The organism is Streptosporangium sp. DT93, assembly GCF_049844535.1.
Taxonomy (GTDB): domain Bacteria; phylum Actinomycetota; class Actinomycetes; order Streptosporangiales; family Streptosporangiaceae; genus Streptosporangium.
Genome location: NZ_JBNCLF010000007.1, coordinates 10,255 through 25,222 on the forward strand (window position 1 = coordinate 10,255; position 14,968 = coordinate 25,222).

Consider the following 14,968-nt stretch of genomic DNA (forward strand, 5'->3'; position numbering starts at 1 on the left):
GTACCCCGTCACCGAACCCGACGACGCACCCCACGACAACGCCACGCTGCTCGCCGTGGCCGACGCCGACACCGCGCCGGGCTTGCCGGGGGCACCGCCGGTGCAGCCGGTCGTGGTGACGCTCACCGGGTCGCTCTTGGCACCCTCACCGGCGGAGTTGTAGGCCGCGACCGTGTAGGTGTGCGCCTCGCACGAACCCAGCCCCGACACCGTCGCGCTCGTCCCCGACACCGTCGCCCGGACCGACGAGCCCTCGTACACCCGGTACCCCGTCACCGAACCCGACGACGCACCCCACGACAACGCCACGCTGCTCGCCGTGGCCGACGCCGACACCGCGCCCGGCTTGCCGGGAACGGTGGCGCCGGTGCCGGTGCAGGACGCGCCGTTGAGGGTGCAGCCGGACGGGGTGGCGCCGCCGGGGCTCGCGATGAAGCCGAAGCTCACGCTCGCGCCGGGGGCCAGGGTGCCGTTCCAGCCGACGTTGGTGAAGGTGAAGCGCTGCCCGCTGCGGCTCGGCGTCGCGTCCCAGGAGGAGCTGACGCCTCCCCCGGACGGAAGGTCGAAGGCGACCGACCAGCCGTTGAGGGTGGTGGTGCCGCCGTTGGTGATCGTGTACTTGCCCTCGAACGCCGAACCCCACTGGGAGGTCTTGACGAAGACGGCGGAGGCGGAGGCGGCCTGGGCCGGAGGCGCGACCACCATCGCCAGGAGGAGGGCCGCCAGGGCGGCGAGGGAACGAGCGATGACGCGTGGTTTCACGGTGAACCTCATGTGTTCATGTGTTCGGCGGGAGGTGACCGTACGGCCGCGCCACGCGGGGGGGTGCGCGGGTGCGGACGTGGACGCGAGCCGTACGGCGAGGTGGGCTCCGGCCCCTCGCGAGGAGGGGCCGTGCCGTGGATCAGCGGGGCGCGGCGAGAACGTCCGGCACGACGGCGGGAACGACGGGGACGGCGGCCGGAATGGGCACGGCGGCCGGGGCGGCGCGGCGGAGAGCGGGCGCGGCGACGACGGACCGCGAGGCGAACGGGGTCGCGGCACGGGTCGCGGCGTGTCTCACGATGCCTGTCGCGGGGTGTGGCGCGGCGTGTCCCGCGGCGCCTGTGGCGAGATGTCGCGCGGTGTGTCTCGCCACCTCTGTCGCGGCGTGTGGCGCGGGCAGCGTGCGGCCGGATCTTGCAGCCGATGTCAGGACGGGTAAAGAAGAGGTGCGCCGCATGATCGCTCCCATGGACGGGAAACCTGGGGGGTGAGGCGTCCGGACGGTCGGACCTTCTGTGGGCGACGACTGGCGTCACCGGGTTTTCGCAGCTCGTGGCTTTCCGGCAGGTGGCGGTCGGGCCATTGCCACTTCCCTTCACCACTTCTTTTAGGAAAGTTTCCTAAGAGTTGCCGTGATCGTAGCCTTGACAGAGGCATGCCACAAGGCCCAAAAAGCCATGGAAAGGATTAATGCCAGCGGTAGGGACTCTTCGGTCGATACGGTGGCGTCCCATTAACAACGCCCCTGGAACGGCACCGTGTTCTTCGGCATCGTCGACATCTGGACCTTCGTGCTCGGCGCCTTGCTCATCGTGCCGCTACCCGGCCCGAACTCCCTGTACGTCCTCAGCCTCGCCGTCCGGCACGGGGTACGGAGGTCACGGGAGCCATGGGGGCGGGGAAGGTCCCGGAGACCGGGGCGGCGAGGGAGGCCGCTCCCGATCGGGGACACCCCCCACGGAACCCCTTCCTCAAGGCCCTGCCGATCAGCCTGATGAATCCCAAGGCGATACTGTTCTTCGTCTCGTTCTTCATCCAGTTCGTGAGCCCGGACTACCACGCCCCGGCGCTGTCCTTCCTGATCCTGGGCGCGATCTGCCAGGTGTTCAGCGTCCTCTACCTGTCGATCCTGATCTTCGGCGGGACGTTCCTGGCGATGCGCCTCCGGGCCCGCCGCGGGTTGTCGTCCGGGCTGCGCGCGGGCGTGGGCGCGCTGTTCATCGGCTTCGGAGTGAGGCCGGCCACCGGACCCCTCGGCTGAGGGACCGGTCGTCACGGTCCCCGCTGAACTTGATCGCGACGCTGACCAGCGAGAGGAAGAGCTCGGCGTCGGCCCGGCCCTCGATGGTCATCGCCACCCACCCGGCGTCGGTCCCGGGGGTGATCCGGTGGCAGTCGGTGAGCACCCGGGCCCACCGGTCGATCACCGGGGTGGTCAGGAGCAGCTCCGCGGTGTGATCCCCCCGCATCCTGACGATCTCTCGCCCCCGGGCACGGAAGCTCAGCCCCTTGCGGGTGCGCTTCAGCGCGAGGTCGGGCCAGCCCATGAGCTGGGCCGCCACGCTCGCGACGCCCTCGGTGGAACGGCCGGACGCGCGCGTGCGCAGTGCTGGCATGTTCCAATCGTCATGGACCCGCCCGAAGGAGGAAAGCGTCCGTTCTCCAACTGTTATCGACAAAACAATTCTCTTCCGGAATCGTAATGATCCGTACACCCCTTAGATTGCTTGGGGTGATATTGGAGGATTTTCAGGAGGAGATGGGGGCGCGTCAGGTACGGTGAGTCGCGAATGAACAACGGAACCCGTCCCTGCACACGCCTCGCCGCCTGTTTCCGCGACGGACCTGGAACGCTCGTCGTACGCCGTGATGGTCGTGAACGTCCAGTGCCCGCCGCCGTGCCGTCCCGGGGAGCGCCATGAGCCACCAGCCCGTCGTCCTTCCCCGCCTCGCCGCGCTGGCCAGGCAGGCGGCGCCGAGGATCCTTGAGGGCGTCATCGCCCCCCTCGCCGTCTTCTACGCGGCCCTGGCCGTCCTCGGGCTCAAGGGAGCGCTCATCGCGGCGGTCACCTGGGTGTACGCGGGGGTGGGCTGGCGGCTGATCCGCCGCGTCCCCGTTCCGGGGACGATGATCCTCGCCGTCATCGCGATCACCGTCCGCGCCCTGCTGGGGTTCTGGACCGGGAGCGCGGTGCTCTACTTCCTCCAGCCGGAGCTGGGCACCATCTGCATCAGCATGGTCTTCCTCGCCTCGGTGCGGTTCAACCGGCCGCTCGTGCAGAAGCTGACCCTGGACTACATCCACCTGCCCTCGGCGGTGCTGAAGCACGAGCGGGTCCGCCGGTTCTTCGCCCGCATCACCCTGCTGTGGGCCTTCGTGCTGCTGGCCAACTCCTCGGTGAGCATCTGGCTCCTGCTGCACAACTCGATCGGCACCTACCTGCTGGTCCGCACCGCGGCGGTGGCAGCGATCAGCGGACTGGCGGTGCTCTTCTCGGTGCTCGCCTTCCGCCGGGTACTCGGCCGCCTGCACCACGACCCGGTCACCGCCCCGTCGGCCTGATCTCCTCCGCACGATCTTCCCTGCCCGCGGCCCGCGTCCTCCCGGTCCGCGTCCTTCAGGTCCGGCGTCCCGGGGTCAGGTACTCCCCCACGGAGACCGGCGCGGTAGAGGCGCGGATAAGGGGGCAGAAGGTCTGCATGGTCATGGCACATCAACACCCGAAACGCTGGGCCGGACTTCCGGTCTTCGTCGTGCTTCTCGTCCTGGTGGCCGTGGTGGGATCGCTGTCGGCCGTCAACGCCGGAGGCGAGTACCTGTCGCTGGAGCGGCCGGCCTGGGCGCCGCCGCAGTGGCTGTTCGGCCCCGCCTGGACGGTCCTCTACATCATGATCGCCCTGTCCGGCTGGCTCGCCTGGTCGGCACGCGGCCTGACGCCGGCGCTCGGCGTGTACGCGGTCCAGCTGGTCCTCAATGCGGCCTGGACGCCGCTCTTCTTCGGCGCGGGCCGGTACGGCCTGGCGTTCGCGGAGATCGTCGTCCTCTGGCTCGCGATCCTGGCCAACATCGTGATGTTCCGGCGGATCAGCCGCCCGGCCGCCTGGCTCCTGGTGCCCTACCTGCTCTGGGTGACGTACGCGGCGGCGCTGAACTTCGCCATCTGGCAGCTCAACTGACACCGCCGTCCCGGCGGTCCGGGGACCGCCGGGACGGGAACCGTCATCAAGGCGGGACGGCCGCGAGCCTTCCTGGCAGGACGCGCCCCCCTGGGTGATCCGCGAGCCTTCAGGGCTGGACGTGGACCCTCTGACGATCCGCGGGCCCTCCGCGAGCGGGGCGCGGATCTCCTGGTGATCTCAGGGATGTGATCGAGAACCTCGGGGTTCCTCCCCGATGTGCCCGGATCGGCGGGCGGCGAGCGTGGTGCACGAGAGATCTCTCTCCATGATCACGCCCCTGCCCCCCGAGCCCGGAGCCCCCCGTGACGCAGACCATCCTCGATCTCCTGCACGACGTGATGACGTCGCCCTGGATCTACCTGGCACTGTTCGCCCTGGCGCTGCTCGACGGCTTCTTCCCCGTGGTCCCGGCGGAGACCGCCGTCATCACGGCCGGGGTGTTCGCCGCCGCCACCGGCGCGCCCGACCTGCTCCCGGTGATCGCGGTCTCCGCGCTGGGGGCCTTCGTCGGCGACCATGTCTCGTACCTCGTCGGACGTGGCGCGGGCGACCGGCTGCGCAACGGCAGGCGCAGTCGTAAGGCGTTCGCCTGGGCGGAGAAGGCGCTCGCCGAGCGGGGCGGGCTGGTCCTGGTGGTGGCCCGCTACATCCCCGGCGGGCGGACCGCCTGCACCCTGACCATGGGCGCGGTCGCCTACCCCCGGCGTTCCTTCGCCTTCTTCGACGCGGTGGCGGTGCTGTCGTGGGCGGTCTACTCCGGGTTCATCGGCTACGTGGGCGGCGCCGCGTTCGAGAACGACCCGATCAAGGGTCTCCTGCTCGGCCTGGGCATCGCCGTGACGATCACCCTCGTCGTCGAGGTCGTCCGCCACCTGCGGCGCCGCCGCGTCGTGGCGGAACCGGAGAGGGCCGTGACCGCCCACCTCCCCCGCTGAGCGCCCCGCGTGCCGTCCGCGGCACGCCCGGTCACGCCTCGGGTGGTGCCACGACCGCGTACCCGGAGCTCACGACCTTCTCCAGATCATGGTGTGCCAGTCCCCTCGCTCCGAGGTGGCCAGGACCAGGCGGTCGCCGTTGACGTTCAGCTCGCGGACCTGGACCGCGCCGGCCACGGACCGGTCGAGCGACAGCTCGACGTCGTGGGCGATCTGGCCCTCGCGGATCTCGTACCGGCCCGCGTAGGAGAGGAACGAGGCGGACGCCTCCGCCGACGGTTCCGTGAGTGGCTCCGGGGACGCGCCCCACGGGCTCCCGGCGGGCGACGGGGCGTGTCCGGCCCGTGAGACGGTCATGCTCATGTATCCGTCGGGGGTGTAGCAGAGCAGGCCCACCGCGTCCCTGCCGAAGGGGTGCGAGACCCCGCTCCCGGGTGCCCCGATTCGCCACTCGACCAGGCGCCAGGCGCCCACGAGATCCATTCCGCGAAACTACGGCGGGAGGAGCGGGCGGGTCAACAGCCCCCGACGCGAAACTCGGGGAATCCCCACGGAAGTCAGGGTGATCCCCTATGGCTCCCGTGCGCGCCGCCGGGGCACGCTTCCAGTGTTCACCGCACGACCTCCACCGGACGCCTCCACGAGGCGGTCCGGCCATTTCGCCATGTCTTCATCTGTCTGTGAGGAGTGCGCATGTCCGTGCCGGCGGCAGGCCTGGCGTTGCTGGGGTCGCTGTTCTTCGCCCTCGGCGCCGCCCTGCAGCAGTTCGAGGCCGCGCGCGTCTCGCCGGCCGTGCTCGCGCGGCTGATCAGGCGTCCCCGCTGGCTGCTGGGCGGCCTGGCCATCGTGGCCGGCACCGCCCTGCACATCGTCGCGTTGAAGTACGGCCCGCTCACCCTGGTCCAGCCGATGGGGGTGGCCAGCCTGCTGTTCGCCCTGCCGTGCGCCGCCGCCCTGCGGCGTCGCAGACCGGCCAGGGGCGAGCTGGTCTCCGCCGCCGTGATCGCCACCGGCCTGGTCGGCCTGGTGCTGGTCGTGCCCGTCCACGCCGGCGAGCCGCGGCTGACGACCGCCGAGGCGGTGGTGCTGCTCGCGGCGGCGGCGGCCGTCGCCCTGGCCCTGTGCCTCACCGCCCGGCGCGCCTCACCCGCCGCGCGGGCCTGCCTGCTCGCGACGGGCGCGGGCGTGCTCTACGGGGCGACCGCGACGCTCACCCGCGTCCTGGTCGACGGCGAGTGGGAGTTCTGGTTCCTGCTCGCCGTCCCGATGCCCGCCCTCATCGCGCTGGCCCTGCTCCAGCGCGCCTACGCCGTCGGCCACTTCGGCGTCGCCTTCGCGGCGCTCCAGGTGGCCGACCCGCTCACGGCCGTCGCCTTCGGCGCGCTGCTGCTCGGCGAACCGCTGCCGACGGGCCCGGCGAGCATGATCACCGCGCTGGTCGCCGCGGCGCTCGTCGCCGCCGGCACCGCCGCGCTGGCCCGTACCACCCCGATGTCCCCGTCGCACGAGGCGACGGCACGATGAACGGAGCACCGATGGTCATGTCACCTCCCGCCCCCGTCTCCACCCTCGTCCCCGCGCCGGCGCCGCCCCTCGTCGCCACCCGGCCCCGCCGGGTCCTGATCGGGACGGACACCTACCCGCCGGACGTGAACGGCGCCGCCTACTTCACCCACCGGCTGGCCCGGGGCCTGGCCGGGCGCGGCAACGAGGTGCACGTGGTGTGCGCCTCGGACGACGGACCGGCCAGGACCGAGCGGGTGGAGGGGGTGACCGTGCACCGGCTGCGCTCGGCATCGGTGCTCGTCCACCCGACCATGCGGATCTCGGTGCCCACCCGGCTGGACCGGCTGATCGGCGAGATCTCCCCCGACGTCGTGCACGTGCAGGGGCACTTCGTCGTCGGCCGCGCCGCGATCTCCGCCGCCCGCCGCGGCGGCGTCCCCGTGGTCGCGACCAACCACTTCATGCCGGACAACCTCTTCCAGTTCGCGCGCGTCCCCGAGCCGCTCCGGGAGCGGGCGGGCGCGCTGGCCTGGAGGGACTTCAACCGCGTCTTCTCCCGGGCCGACCACGTCACCACGCCGACCGGGATCGCGGCGGGCCTGCTCGTCGGCAAGGGCTTCGGCCTGCCGGTGGAGGCCGTCTCCTGCGGCATCGACCTGACGCGGTTCCGGCCTCGCGCGGAACCGGGCGCGCGGGCGCGGGCGCGGCGGGCCTTCGGGCTGCCCGACCGGGACACGATCCTGTTCGTCGGCAGGCTGGACGAGGAGAAGCGGCTGGACGAGCTCGTCCGCGCCCTGCCGCGCGTGCTGAACCACACCGACGCGCAGGTCGTGCTCGCGGGCATGGGCGGGCAGCGGGAGGCACTGGCCAGGCTGGCCGGCCGGATCGGGGTCGGCGACCGGGTCGTCCTCCCGGGCTTCGTGCCCGACGAGACGCTCCCCGGGCTGTACGGGGCCGCCGACGTCTTCGCCATGCCGGGCGTCGCGGAGCTGCAGAGCATCGCCACGCTGGAGGCCATGGCCACCGGCCTGCCGGTCGTCGCCGCGGACGCCATGGCCCTGCCCCACCTGGTACGGCCGGGCCGCAACGGCCGGCTCTTCCGGCCGGGCGACGTGGCGGAGCTGGCGTGGCATCTGGGCGGCCTGCTCGCCTGCCCCGGGACGCGCGCCGCGATGGGCGCGGAGAGCCGGGCCATCGCGGTGACCCACGACGACCAGGTCTCCCTGGCCAGGTTCGAGGCGATCTACCAGGGGCTGGAGTGGTGAGCCCGTCGCCTCCCGAGCGCTCCCGCGCGATCGACGTTCACGACGATCGGCCAGGGGGTGAAACGATGGGCTCGGTTCCGCCCGGGCCCCGCGGATGTGCGACCGAGGTTCGAGGCGATCCACCGGGGCAGGGAGCGGTGAACCGCCCGGCGTGACCGGTCGCCTCGCTCACGGGCTCACCAATCGCCCATAGGCTTCCAAAGGTGATATGTCGCACGTACGCGCGCCGGGTCTACCTACGCTAACGTAGGTTACGGTTGCGTAGTCTCTGAGGGAGAAGCCTGATGCGAACGTTCAGTGAGACCGAGCTGCTGCTCGAGCTTGAACCCGTCGTCGCCGGGGAGCTGGATCGGCACCACAGGATGGCCAAGGAGTGGTTCCCCCACGAGTACGTGCCCTGGTCGCAGGGGCGTGACTTCGACGGCGTCTTCGGCGGCGAGGCCTGGGCCGAGGGCGACAGCCGCATCCCCGAGGACGCGCGCATCTCCCTCATCGTCAACCTGCTGACCGAGGACAACCTCCCCAGCTACCACCACGAGATCGCCACCACGCTGGGCCGCGACGCCGCGTGGGGCACCTGGGTGCACCGCTGGACCGCCGAGGAGGGCCGTCACGCCACCGCCATCCGCGACTACCTGACGGTCACCCGCGCGGTCGACCCGGTCGCGCTGGAGCGTGCCCGGATGGTGCACATGGGCGAGGGCTTCACCAACTCCTACGAGGGCGTCCTCGCCTCGGTGGCCTACGTCTCCTTCCAGGAGCTCGCCACCCGCATCTCGCACCGCAACACCGGCATGGCCTCCCAGGACCCGGACTGCGAGCGGCTGCTCGCCCGCATCGCGGCCGACGAGAACCTGCACATGCTCTTCTACCGCAACCTGCTCAGCTCGGCCTTCACGCTCGCCCCCGACCAGACCATGCGCGCCGTGACCGACGTCGTCACCACGTTCCAGATGCCCGGCACCGGCATCGAGGGCTTCACCCGCAAGGCCATGATCATCGCCAACGCCGGGATCTACGACCTGCGCCTGCACCTGGACGACGTGCTCCAGCCGGTCCTGCGGCAGTGGGACGTGTTCAACCTCACGAACCTCGGCCCGGAGGGTGAGAAGGCCCGCGAGGAGCTCGCCGAGTTCCTGGAGCGCCTGGACGTCACCGCCTCCCGCTACGTCGAGCGCCGCGAGGCCCGCCGCGCCCGCCAGGCCGCCAACGCCTGATCCCGTCCTGCCGGGGACCCGTGAGCGGTCCCCGGCGGACGGCGGGATCCACGGGATTTTCCGTCCTTCAGGCCCCGAGCTCGATTCCCCGCCACTCAGACCTCGAACTCGATCGCCCGCCCCTCAGGCGGCGATCAGCTCCCGGACCGGCTCGCGCTCCGCCTCCGGGCGAAGGCTGCGCAGGAGGGCCAGCACGAGCAGCGCGGCCAGGCCGGTCGTGACCGGCGGGACGAGGAAGGCGAGGGCGGGTCCGGAGACGTCCACGAGCCGGCCCGCGACGGTCGCCCCCGCGGCGATGCCCAGCCCGATGGCGCCGCTGAGCCAGGTGAAGGCCTCGGTCCTGACCTCGGCCGGGACGAGCCCCTCGACGAGGGTGTACCCGGTGATGACGGCGGGGGCGATGACGAACCCCGCCAGGGCGGCCCCGCCGTACAGCAGCGGGAGGGACCCGGCGAACACCAGGGCGACGGTGGCCGCCGACAGCAGTCCCAGCGTGACGGCCAGCCTGACCGGGGCGCCGACCCTCCAGCGGACGACGCCGTAGAGGATGCCCCCGACGAAGCTCGCGCCGGAGAAGCTCGCGTAGATCGGCCCCGCCGCGGCGGCCTGCCCCAGGGCCGCGGTGGAGGAGGTGATGCCGACCTGGAGGCTGCCGAAGACGGTGCCCAGGGCGACGAACGCCCCCGCGAGCACGGCCACGCCGCGCAGCCGCAGCACGCCGCGCCCGGAACGGACCCGGACCGGGATCGGCTCGGGAGCACCCCTGCGGACCCCGGCGAACGCGAGCGTCCCGGCCACGACCATGACCAGGGCCACCAGCAGCGCCCACACCGGTGAGAACCCGGTCGAGACGGCCACCAGCAGCACCGGCGCGAGGGTGAAGGTCAGCTCGTCGGTGATCGACTCCAGGGCGAAGGCCGTACCGAGCCTGCCCGACCCGCCGAGCACGTACGCCCAGCGGGCGCGGACCATCGAGCCGATCTGCGGCACCGCGGCACCGGTCAGCGCCGAGGCGAGCACCAGCCAGACCGCCGGCGCGTGCGCCGAGGCGAGGACCAGCAGGGCGCCCAGCGCGGCGGCGTGCACGGCGACCTGCGGAAGGAGCACCCTGGCCTGGCCGTACCGGTCGGCGAGACGTCCGGTACGCGGGCCGATCAGCGCGGACGCCACCGCCGCGGCCGCCGAGGCGACACCGGCCGCGCCGTACGAACCGGTGGACCAGTGCACGAGCAGCAGCACGCCGAGCTGGAGCATCGCGTTCGGCAGGCGCGCGACGAACGCGGGAACGAGGAAGCGCCAGGCTCCGGGCGACCTGAGCACGGCGAGGTACGACGTCAACGGATCTCCGTCCATCATCCAGACGGAGGTTCCGCCCGGTTCGGGGCCCGCCTGGGGTGGCGGGCTTCGACCGGGGTGATACCGCGTGTCGCGGCCGCCGAGCGGTCATGGCATGCGCTCGTCTCGAACGCACCAGCCGGTCAGCTTATGCCATGACGTCCCTTACGTCATATTCGAGGGGCGGGCGTGCGGCCGGGATCACACCGCTGCCGGAGGTTCCCGGCATGGCCGGAATCACCCTCGGGGCGGCCGGGTTCGCTCCCGGCAGGGTCGCGTTCGCCTCCAGCACGGCCGGGCCTGCCCGGGGGCGCGTCCCACGGCGAGCCGGTGCCGACGGCGGACCGCAGGAGAGGCCAGGCCAGGACCGCGAGGACGGCGGCCAGGGCGGCCACGGCCGTCATCGCCCCCGGCAGGCCCGTCACCCCGGCCCAGTGCCCGACGTAGACGGGTCCGGCGAGGAACCCCAGGTAGGCGACCGTCGTCACAACGGACGTCGCCCTTCCCCTCGCCGCCTCGCCCACGTGCGCCGCGACGACGCCCATCAGCGTGGGGAAGAGCACCGCCGTACCGGCGGCGGCCAGGGCCAACCCCGGAAGGACCACCTGGACGGTCGTCGCGACGGACACCAGCATCGTCCCGGCGGCGGCCGTCACGGAGCCGCAGACGAGCACCGTCGCGGCGTGACGGGAGCCGATAGCCCCGGCGCAGAAGCGGGTGAGCGCGACGACGGCCGCGAAGACGGCGGGACCCGCCGAGGCGAGCGCGGGACCCGCTCCGGCCACGTCCGACAGGTAGACCGCTCCCCAGCTCTGGTGGGCGTTCTCCGTGGCGAAGGCCAGCGCGCCCAGGCCGCCGATCACGAGCAGGGGGAACAGACGCACCGGGTAGCCCTGCCGCCTGCCGCCCTGGACGCCCATGTCGCCCTCGGCGGCCCGGTCGGCCCGGTCGGCCTTAGGGTCCCGGTCGAACTGGGGGTCCCGGCAGGTTCGGGCGTCTCGGCCGGTCCGGGCGGCCCCCGCCGCGTCCGGATCGGCCCGCGCATCGGCCGCGACACCCGCCCCTGTGGCTCGCGCGTCGGCCGCGACGGTCCGCGCATCGGCCGTGACGGCCCGCCCGTCGGCCTCGATGCTCAGCGCGGCGCCGATCGCCGCCCCCGCGACCAGCATGAACGGCACGACGACCGGCAGTCCGAGAGCGGACGACAGCCCGGTGGCGAGGCTTCCGGCCACCACCATCGTGGAGAAGGTGCCGTGCGCGCGGGTGATGACCGGCCTGCCGGACCCGCGCTCGGCCGCGCCCGCGGCCGCGTTGATCGCGACGTCGGCCGCCCCCGAGGCGGCACCCAGCAGCGCCAGGCCCGCCGACAGGCTCCAGACGTCGCGGCTCGCCACGGCCACCAGCGTCCCGGCCGTGCCGAGCCCCACCAGCAGGAGGGCCGCCACCCGGAGCCCCCGGCGGTCGACCGCCCTGCCGGTGAGGAGCATCGCGGGCAGCGCCCCCGCGCCGACGAAGAGCAGGGCCGTGCCCAGTTGCCCGTCGGTCAGCCCGGCCTGGTCGCGGATCGCGGGCACCGACGCGCCCCACACCCCCCAGAACGCACCGAACGCACCGAAGCCCGCATAGGCCGTCCGCGCCCGGATTCCCGACTGTCTCCCTGCCATATGTGTAACGATACACACAATCGCTGTGTATCGATACACAGCTATCCTCTGCCCATGAGCGGACGGGCGGCCCGGCGCCGGGTGACCATGGCGGAGGTCGCCCGCGCGGCCGGGGTGTCCGTGATGACCGTCTCGTACGCCTACGGCAAGCCCGGCCGGGTCTCCGACGAGGCGCGGGCCAGGGTCAAGGAGGCCGCCGAACGTCTCGGCTACCCCGGGCCGCACCCCGGCGCCCGCTCGCTGCGCAGCGGGCGTACCGGCAACCTGGGCGTCGTGCTCGGCGAGCACCTCACCTACGCCTTCGACGACCCGCAGGCCGCCCGTTTCATGTCCGGTGTCGCCCAGGTCTGCGCCGATCACGGCATGGCGCTCACGCTCGTCCCCGTCACCGGCGGCCCCGCCGACGTCGACCGGGTCACCGAGGCCGCCGTCGACGCCTTCGTGGTCTGGACGACCGCCGACGACGATCCGGTCGTCGACGCCATCGTCGCCACCGGCCTGCCCGCCGTGATCCACGGTGGGCCGCGCCGCGAGGGCCTCTCCTTCGTCGCCGCCGACGACCGGGCCGCCGCCACCGCCGTCGGCCGCGAGGTCTTCGCGGGGGCCCGGCGCCCGGGGGTGCTGAGCTTCCCGCTCGACCGCGCCCGCGTCTCCCGGATCGCCTTCGGCGCCTCCTCGGCGTCCTCGGACTTCCCCTCCGCGCCCTCCCCGGCCTCTCCCACCTCCTTCTCGGGCGATACCACCCCCGGTGGCGCCACACCCTCCGGAACCGGCTCCGCACCTGCGGGGATCGACCCGGACGCCTCGACCTTCCGGGTCACCCGCCAGCGCCTGCGCGGCTACCGCGACGCCTGGAGCGAGACCGGCGGCGACTGGGCGGCGGTCCGCGTGGCCGTCTGCTCCACCAACAGCGCGTCCGAGGCGGAGGCCCTCGCGGCCGGACTCCTTACCGGCCCCCACGCCTGCGACGCCGTCGCCGCGATGGGCGACGAGCTGGCCCTCGGCGTCCTGCGTGCCGCCGCCCGCCTGGGCCTGACCGTCCCCGGCGACCTCACCCTCTGCGGCTGGGACGACTCCGCCGCCGCCGCACCCGCCGGGCTCACCACGGTCGCCCAGTCCCTGCGCGACCAGGGCGCCCGCTGCGCCCGTACCGCACTCGGCGTCCTCGCCCCCGGCGACCGTGACACCGAGGTCGCCTGGAGCCTCGTCAGGCGCGAATCCACCCGAAGGCCCTGAACGGGGTTGCCTTGACGCCGGTGACAGGGTTCTAACGTGGCCCCGACGACGACCGGCCGGTGAGGATCACCGACGGACGGCAGGGCCACGGCATCCCCTCGACATCGCCTGTGAGGGCCGGCGACCGGCCGTTCGCCGCGTCGTCCGACCCGAGGAGTGACGGTGAAGTTCGGAATCAGCTACAGCACGCCCTTCCACGGCATCGACCCCGACGGGATCGTGGCCTACGCCCGGCACGCCGAGGACTGCGGCTTCGAGTCGCTGTACGTGCCCGAGCACATCGCGCTGTATCCCGGCGCAACGATCGGCGCGTTCGAGCTCCCGCCGACGCTGCCGTACCTCGATCCGCTCGACTGCCTGAGCTTCGTCGCCGCGGCCACGCGGCGCATCCTCCTCGGGACGGGCGTGCTGCTGCTGCCGTACCACCACCCGGTCGTCCTCGCCAAGCGCCTGGCGACCGTCGACGTCCTGTCCGGGGGGCGGATGCGGTTGCTGACCGTGGGACTCGGCTCCCTGCCCGGCGAGGCGCGGGCGATGGGGGTCGACTTCGCCACCCGTGGCCGTCGCGCCGACGAGGCGATCGACGTGATGCGGCTGCTGTGGTCCGGCGGCCAGGACGGCGTCGACTTCGACGGGCGTTTCTTCGCCTTCGAGGGCCTGTGCCAGTTCCCCAAGCCCCACGGGACCGTACGGCTGCCGATCCACGTCGGCGGATCGAGCCGGGCCGCCGCACGCCGTGCCGGACGGCGCGGTGACGGCTACTTCCCCGGCGGCGCGCTCGGCCCGGACGAACGCGCCCTCCAGCTGGACATCGCCCGGTCGGCCGCCGCCGAGGCCGGTCGCGACCCGGACGCGCTGGAGTACACGCGATCGGGATCGATCGACATGACCCCCGACCAGGTCGAGGCGCTGGCCGCGCAGGGGGTGACGCGCATCATCGTGAGCGCCGGCGCCACCGAACCCGACCGGCAACGCGAGGAGATGTCCGCGTTCGCCCAGCGATTCGCCTTCCTTCCGGTGCTGTGACAGGAAAGGAAGAGAACCACGCGAGGCGTTCGAGGCCCGAGGGGGCCTTGTTCAGGAAAGGTCGATGACGAGACCGGAAACGGCGATGCCGATCTCGCCGTCGTATTCGGCCCCTGCGGCGGCTCGCGCGGCCGTGGCGTCCGTACCCGGCTGCAGGTGCGTCAGCAACAGGTGCCGGACGTCGGCCTCCTTGGCCTGACGGCCCGCCTGGCGGGCGCTCGACAGGCTGCGCCGCGAAGCCTCCGGGACCCGGTCCGCATAGGTGGCCTCGGCCAGGAACAGGTCGGCGCCGCGCGCCAGCTCCACCCCCTCGGGGCTCGGGCAGGCGTCGCCGGTGTACGCGAGCACCCGCCCGCCCGCCGTCAGCCGTACACCGGCGTTGGGCACCGAGTGCGGCAGCAGACGGGTCAACGCACGGAACGGGCCGATGTCGATCCGGTCCCCGGCGGCGAACTCGCGCAGGACATGGGCATCGGCCAGCATTCCCGGGCGGTCCAGCGCGAGCACCGCGTCCAGGGCGCCGGGCAGCGCGTACACCGGCAGGGGGGCCGGCGGATCGTCACGGAACGCGCGCGCCCGCAGCAGCGGGTTCAGATCGGCGCAGTGATCGGGATGTCCGTGACTGACGAACACCGCGTCGACCTGGACGGCGGCGACCCGCTCCAGCAGCCGCGGCACCGTCGCGTACCCGGGGTCGACGAGCAACCTGAACCCGTCGTGCTCCACGAGATAACCGCTGCAGGCCTGTCCGGCCCCCGGCCACGCACCGCATCCGCCAAGAATCGTCAGCAGCATCCATGAACCCTAACTCCCGGCTCGCCGGCCGCGGCGCGTCCGCG

Annotated in this window: 15 protein-coding genes; 9 read left to right on the forward strand and 6 right to left on the reverse strand. The window is 72.9% G+C overall.

What is annotated here, in order from left to right; all coding sequences use genetic code 11:
* Positions 1–774 (reverse strand): cellulose binding domain-containing protein (locus ACLQ2R_RS16650; RefSeq protein ID WP_425960487.1); only part of this gene is annotated, 774 nt, incomplete at its 3' end.
* 985 nt (positions 775–1,759) lie between these two features.
* Between ACLQ2R_RS16650 and ACLQ2R_RS16655 the strand changes: the two genes are divergently transcribed.
* Positions 1,760–2,026, forward strand: a complete 267-nt coding sequence (locus ACLQ2R_RS16655; protein WP_425960489.1) for a LysE family transporter — start codon at positions 1,760–1,762, stop codon at positions 2,024–2,026.
* On the opposite strand, the gene ACLQ2R_RS16660 is transcribed toward ACLQ2R_RS16655, so the two are convergent.
* A complete protein-coding gene (locus ACLQ2R_RS16660) occupies positions 1,983–2,381 on the reverse strand; it encodes a luciferase family protein (RefSeq protein ID WP_425960491.1) in 399 nt (132 codons plus the stop codon). The two genes, ACLQ2R_RS16655 and ACLQ2R_RS16660, sit on opposite strands and share 44 nt — an antisense overlap.
* Positions 2,382–2,683: 302 nt before the next feature.
* Here ACLQ2R_RS16660 and ACLQ2R_RS16665 point away from each other — a divergent pair, with 302 nt between their 5' ends.
* The 3 genes from ACLQ2R_RS16665 to ACLQ2R_RS16675 all read left to right on the forward strand — a co-directional run bounded on the left by ACLQ2R_RS16665 (position 2,684) and on the right by ACLQ2R_RS16675 (position 4,880).
* Positions 2,684–3,328, forward strand: a complete 645-nt coding sequence (locus tag ACLQ2R_RS16665; protein ID WP_425960493.1) for a VC0807 family protein — start codon at positions 2,684–2,686, stop codon at positions 3,326–3,328.
* Positions 3,329–3,465: 137 nt separating this feature from the next.
* Positions 3,466–3,942 carry a TspO/MBR family protein gene (locus tag ACLQ2R_RS16670; RefSeq protein WP_425960495.1) on the forward strand — a complete coding sequence of 159 codons (477 nt, stop codon included), beginning with the start codon at positions 3,466–3,468 and terminating at the stop codon, positions 3,940–3,942.
* 305 nt (positions 3,943–4,247) lie between these two features.
* Positions 4,248–4,880, forward strand: coding sequence for a DedA family protein (locus ACLQ2R_RS16675; protein ID WP_425960497.1), 633 nt, complete (start codon positions 4,248–4,250; stop codon positions 4,878–4,880).
* Between the two features lie 69 nt (positions 4,881–4,949).
* Here the strand turns inward: ACLQ2R_RS16675 and ACLQ2R_RS16680 are convergent, their stop codons facing one another.
* Positions 4,950–5,363 carry a lipocalin-like domain-containing protein gene (locus tag ACLQ2R_RS16680; protein ID WP_425960499.1) on the reverse strand — a complete coding sequence of 138 codons (414 nt, stop codon included), beginning with the start codon at positions 5,361–5,363 and terminating at the stop codon, positions 4,950–4,952.
* A gap of 210 nt (positions 5,364–5,573) precedes the next feature.
* Between ACLQ2R_RS16680 and ACLQ2R_RS16685 the strand changes: the two genes are divergently transcribed.
* From ACLQ2R_RS16685 to ACLQ2R_RS16695, 3 genes are all read left to right on the forward strand, one after another.
* Complete coding sequence (locus ACLQ2R_RS16685; RefSeq protein WP_425960501.1) at positions 5,574–6,404, forward strand: DMT family transporter; 831 nt, start codon at positions 5,574–5,576, stop codon at positions 6,402–6,404.
* A 17-nt stretch (positions 6,405–6,421) separates the two neighbouring features.
* Positions 6,422–7,651, forward strand: a complete 1,230-nt coding sequence (locus ACLQ2R_RS16690; protein ID WP_425961151.1) for a glycosyltransferase — start codon at positions 6,422–6,424, stop codon at positions 7,649–7,651.
* Between the two features lie 284 nt (positions 7,652–7,935).
* Positions 7,936–8,868, forward strand: a complete 933-nt coding sequence (locus tag ACLQ2R_RS16695; RefSeq protein WP_425960503.1) for an acyl-ACP desaturase — start codon at positions 7,936–7,938, stop codon at positions 8,866–8,868.
* 123 nt (positions 8,869–8,991) lie between these two features.
* Here ACLQ2R_RS16695 and ACLQ2R_RS16700 read toward each other — a convergent pair whose 3' ends face one another.
* The gene (locus ACLQ2R_RS16700) at positions 8,992–10,206 is read right to left on the reverse strand and encodes an MFS transporter (protein ID WP_425960505.1); all 1,215 of its coding nucleotides are present in this window, start codon (positions 10,204–10,206) and stop codon (positions 8,992–8,994) included.
* Positions 10,207–10,373: 167 nt separating this feature from the next.
* Complete coding sequence (locus tag ACLQ2R_RS16705; protein ID WP_425960507.1) at positions 10,374–11,867, reverse strand: MFS transporter; 1,494 nt, start codon at positions 11,865–11,867, stop codon at positions 10,374–10,376.
* 54 nt (positions 11,868–11,921) lie between these two features.
* Between ACLQ2R_RS16705 and ACLQ2R_RS16710 the strand changes: the two genes are divergently transcribed.
* Positions 11,922–13,103, forward strand: coding sequence for a LacI family DNA-binding transcriptional regulator (locus ACLQ2R_RS16710; protein WP_425960509.1), 1,182 nt, complete (start codon positions 11,922–11,924; stop codon positions 13,101–13,103).
* A 162-nt stretch (positions 13,104–13,265) separates the two neighbouring features.
* Positions 13,266–14,129, forward strand: a complete 864-nt coding sequence (locus ACLQ2R_RS16715; RefSeq protein WP_425960511.1) for an LLM class F420-dependent oxidoreductase — start codon at positions 13,266–13,268, stop codon at positions 14,127–14,129.
* Between the two features lie 51 nt (positions 14,130–14,180).
* On the opposite strand, the gene ACLQ2R_RS16720 is transcribed toward ACLQ2R_RS16715, so the two are convergent.
* Positions 14,181–14,924: an MBL fold metallo-hydrolase gene (locus ACLQ2R_RS16720; protein ID WP_425960513.1), complete on the reverse strand. Its 744-nt coding sequence runs from the start codon at positions 14,922–14,924 to the stop codon at positions 14,181–14,183.
* Between the last annotated feature and the right edge of the window lie 44 nt (positions 14,925–14,968).

Coding starts and splice junctions, on each gene's coding strand:
- ACLQ2R_RS16680 (WP_425960499.1), bottom strand. CDS start 5,363: ATGGATCTCGTGGGCGCCTGGCGCCTGGTCGAGTGGCGAATCGGGGCA.
- ACLQ2R_RS16710 (WP_425960509.1), top strand. CDS start 11,922: ATGAGCGGACGGGCGGCCCGGCGCCGGGTGACCATGGCGGAGGTCGCC.
- ACLQ2R_RS16690 (WP_425961151.1), top strand. CDS start 6,422: ATGTCACCTCCCGCCCCCGTCTCCACCCTCGTCCCCGCGCCGGCGCCG.
- ACLQ2R_RS16660 (WP_425960491.1), bottom strand. CDS start 2,381: ATGCCAGCACTGCGCACGCGCGCGTCCGGCCGTTCCACCGAGGGCGTC.
- ACLQ2R_RS16720 (WP_425960513.1), bottom strand. CDS start 14,924: ATGCTGCTGACGATTCTTGGCGGATGCGGTGCGTGGCCGGGGGCCGGA.
- ACLQ2R_RS16670 (WP_425960495.1), top strand. CDS start 3,466: ATGGTCATGGCACATCAACACCCGAAACGCTGGGCCGGACTTCCGGTC.
- ACLQ2R_RS16705 (WP_425960507.1), bottom strand. CDS start 11,867: ATGGCAGGGAGACAGTCGGGAATCCGGGCGCGGACGGCCTATGCGGGC.
- ACLQ2R_RS16695 (WP_425960503.1), top strand. CDS start 7,936: ATGCGAACGTTCAGTGAGACCGAGCTGCTGCTCGAGCTTGAACCCGTC.
- ACLQ2R_RS16655 (WP_425960489.1), top strand. CDS start 1,760: ATGAATCCCAAGGCGATACTGTTCTTCGTCTCGTTCTTCATCCAGTTC.
- ACLQ2R_RS16665 (WP_425960493.1), top strand. CDS start 2,684: ATGAGCCACCAGCCCGTCGTCCTTCCCCGCCTCGCCGCGCTGGCCAGG.
- ACLQ2R_RS16685 (WP_425960501.1), top strand. CDS start 5,574: ATGTCCGTGCCGGCGGCAGGCCTGGCGTTGCTGGGGTCGCTGTTCTTC.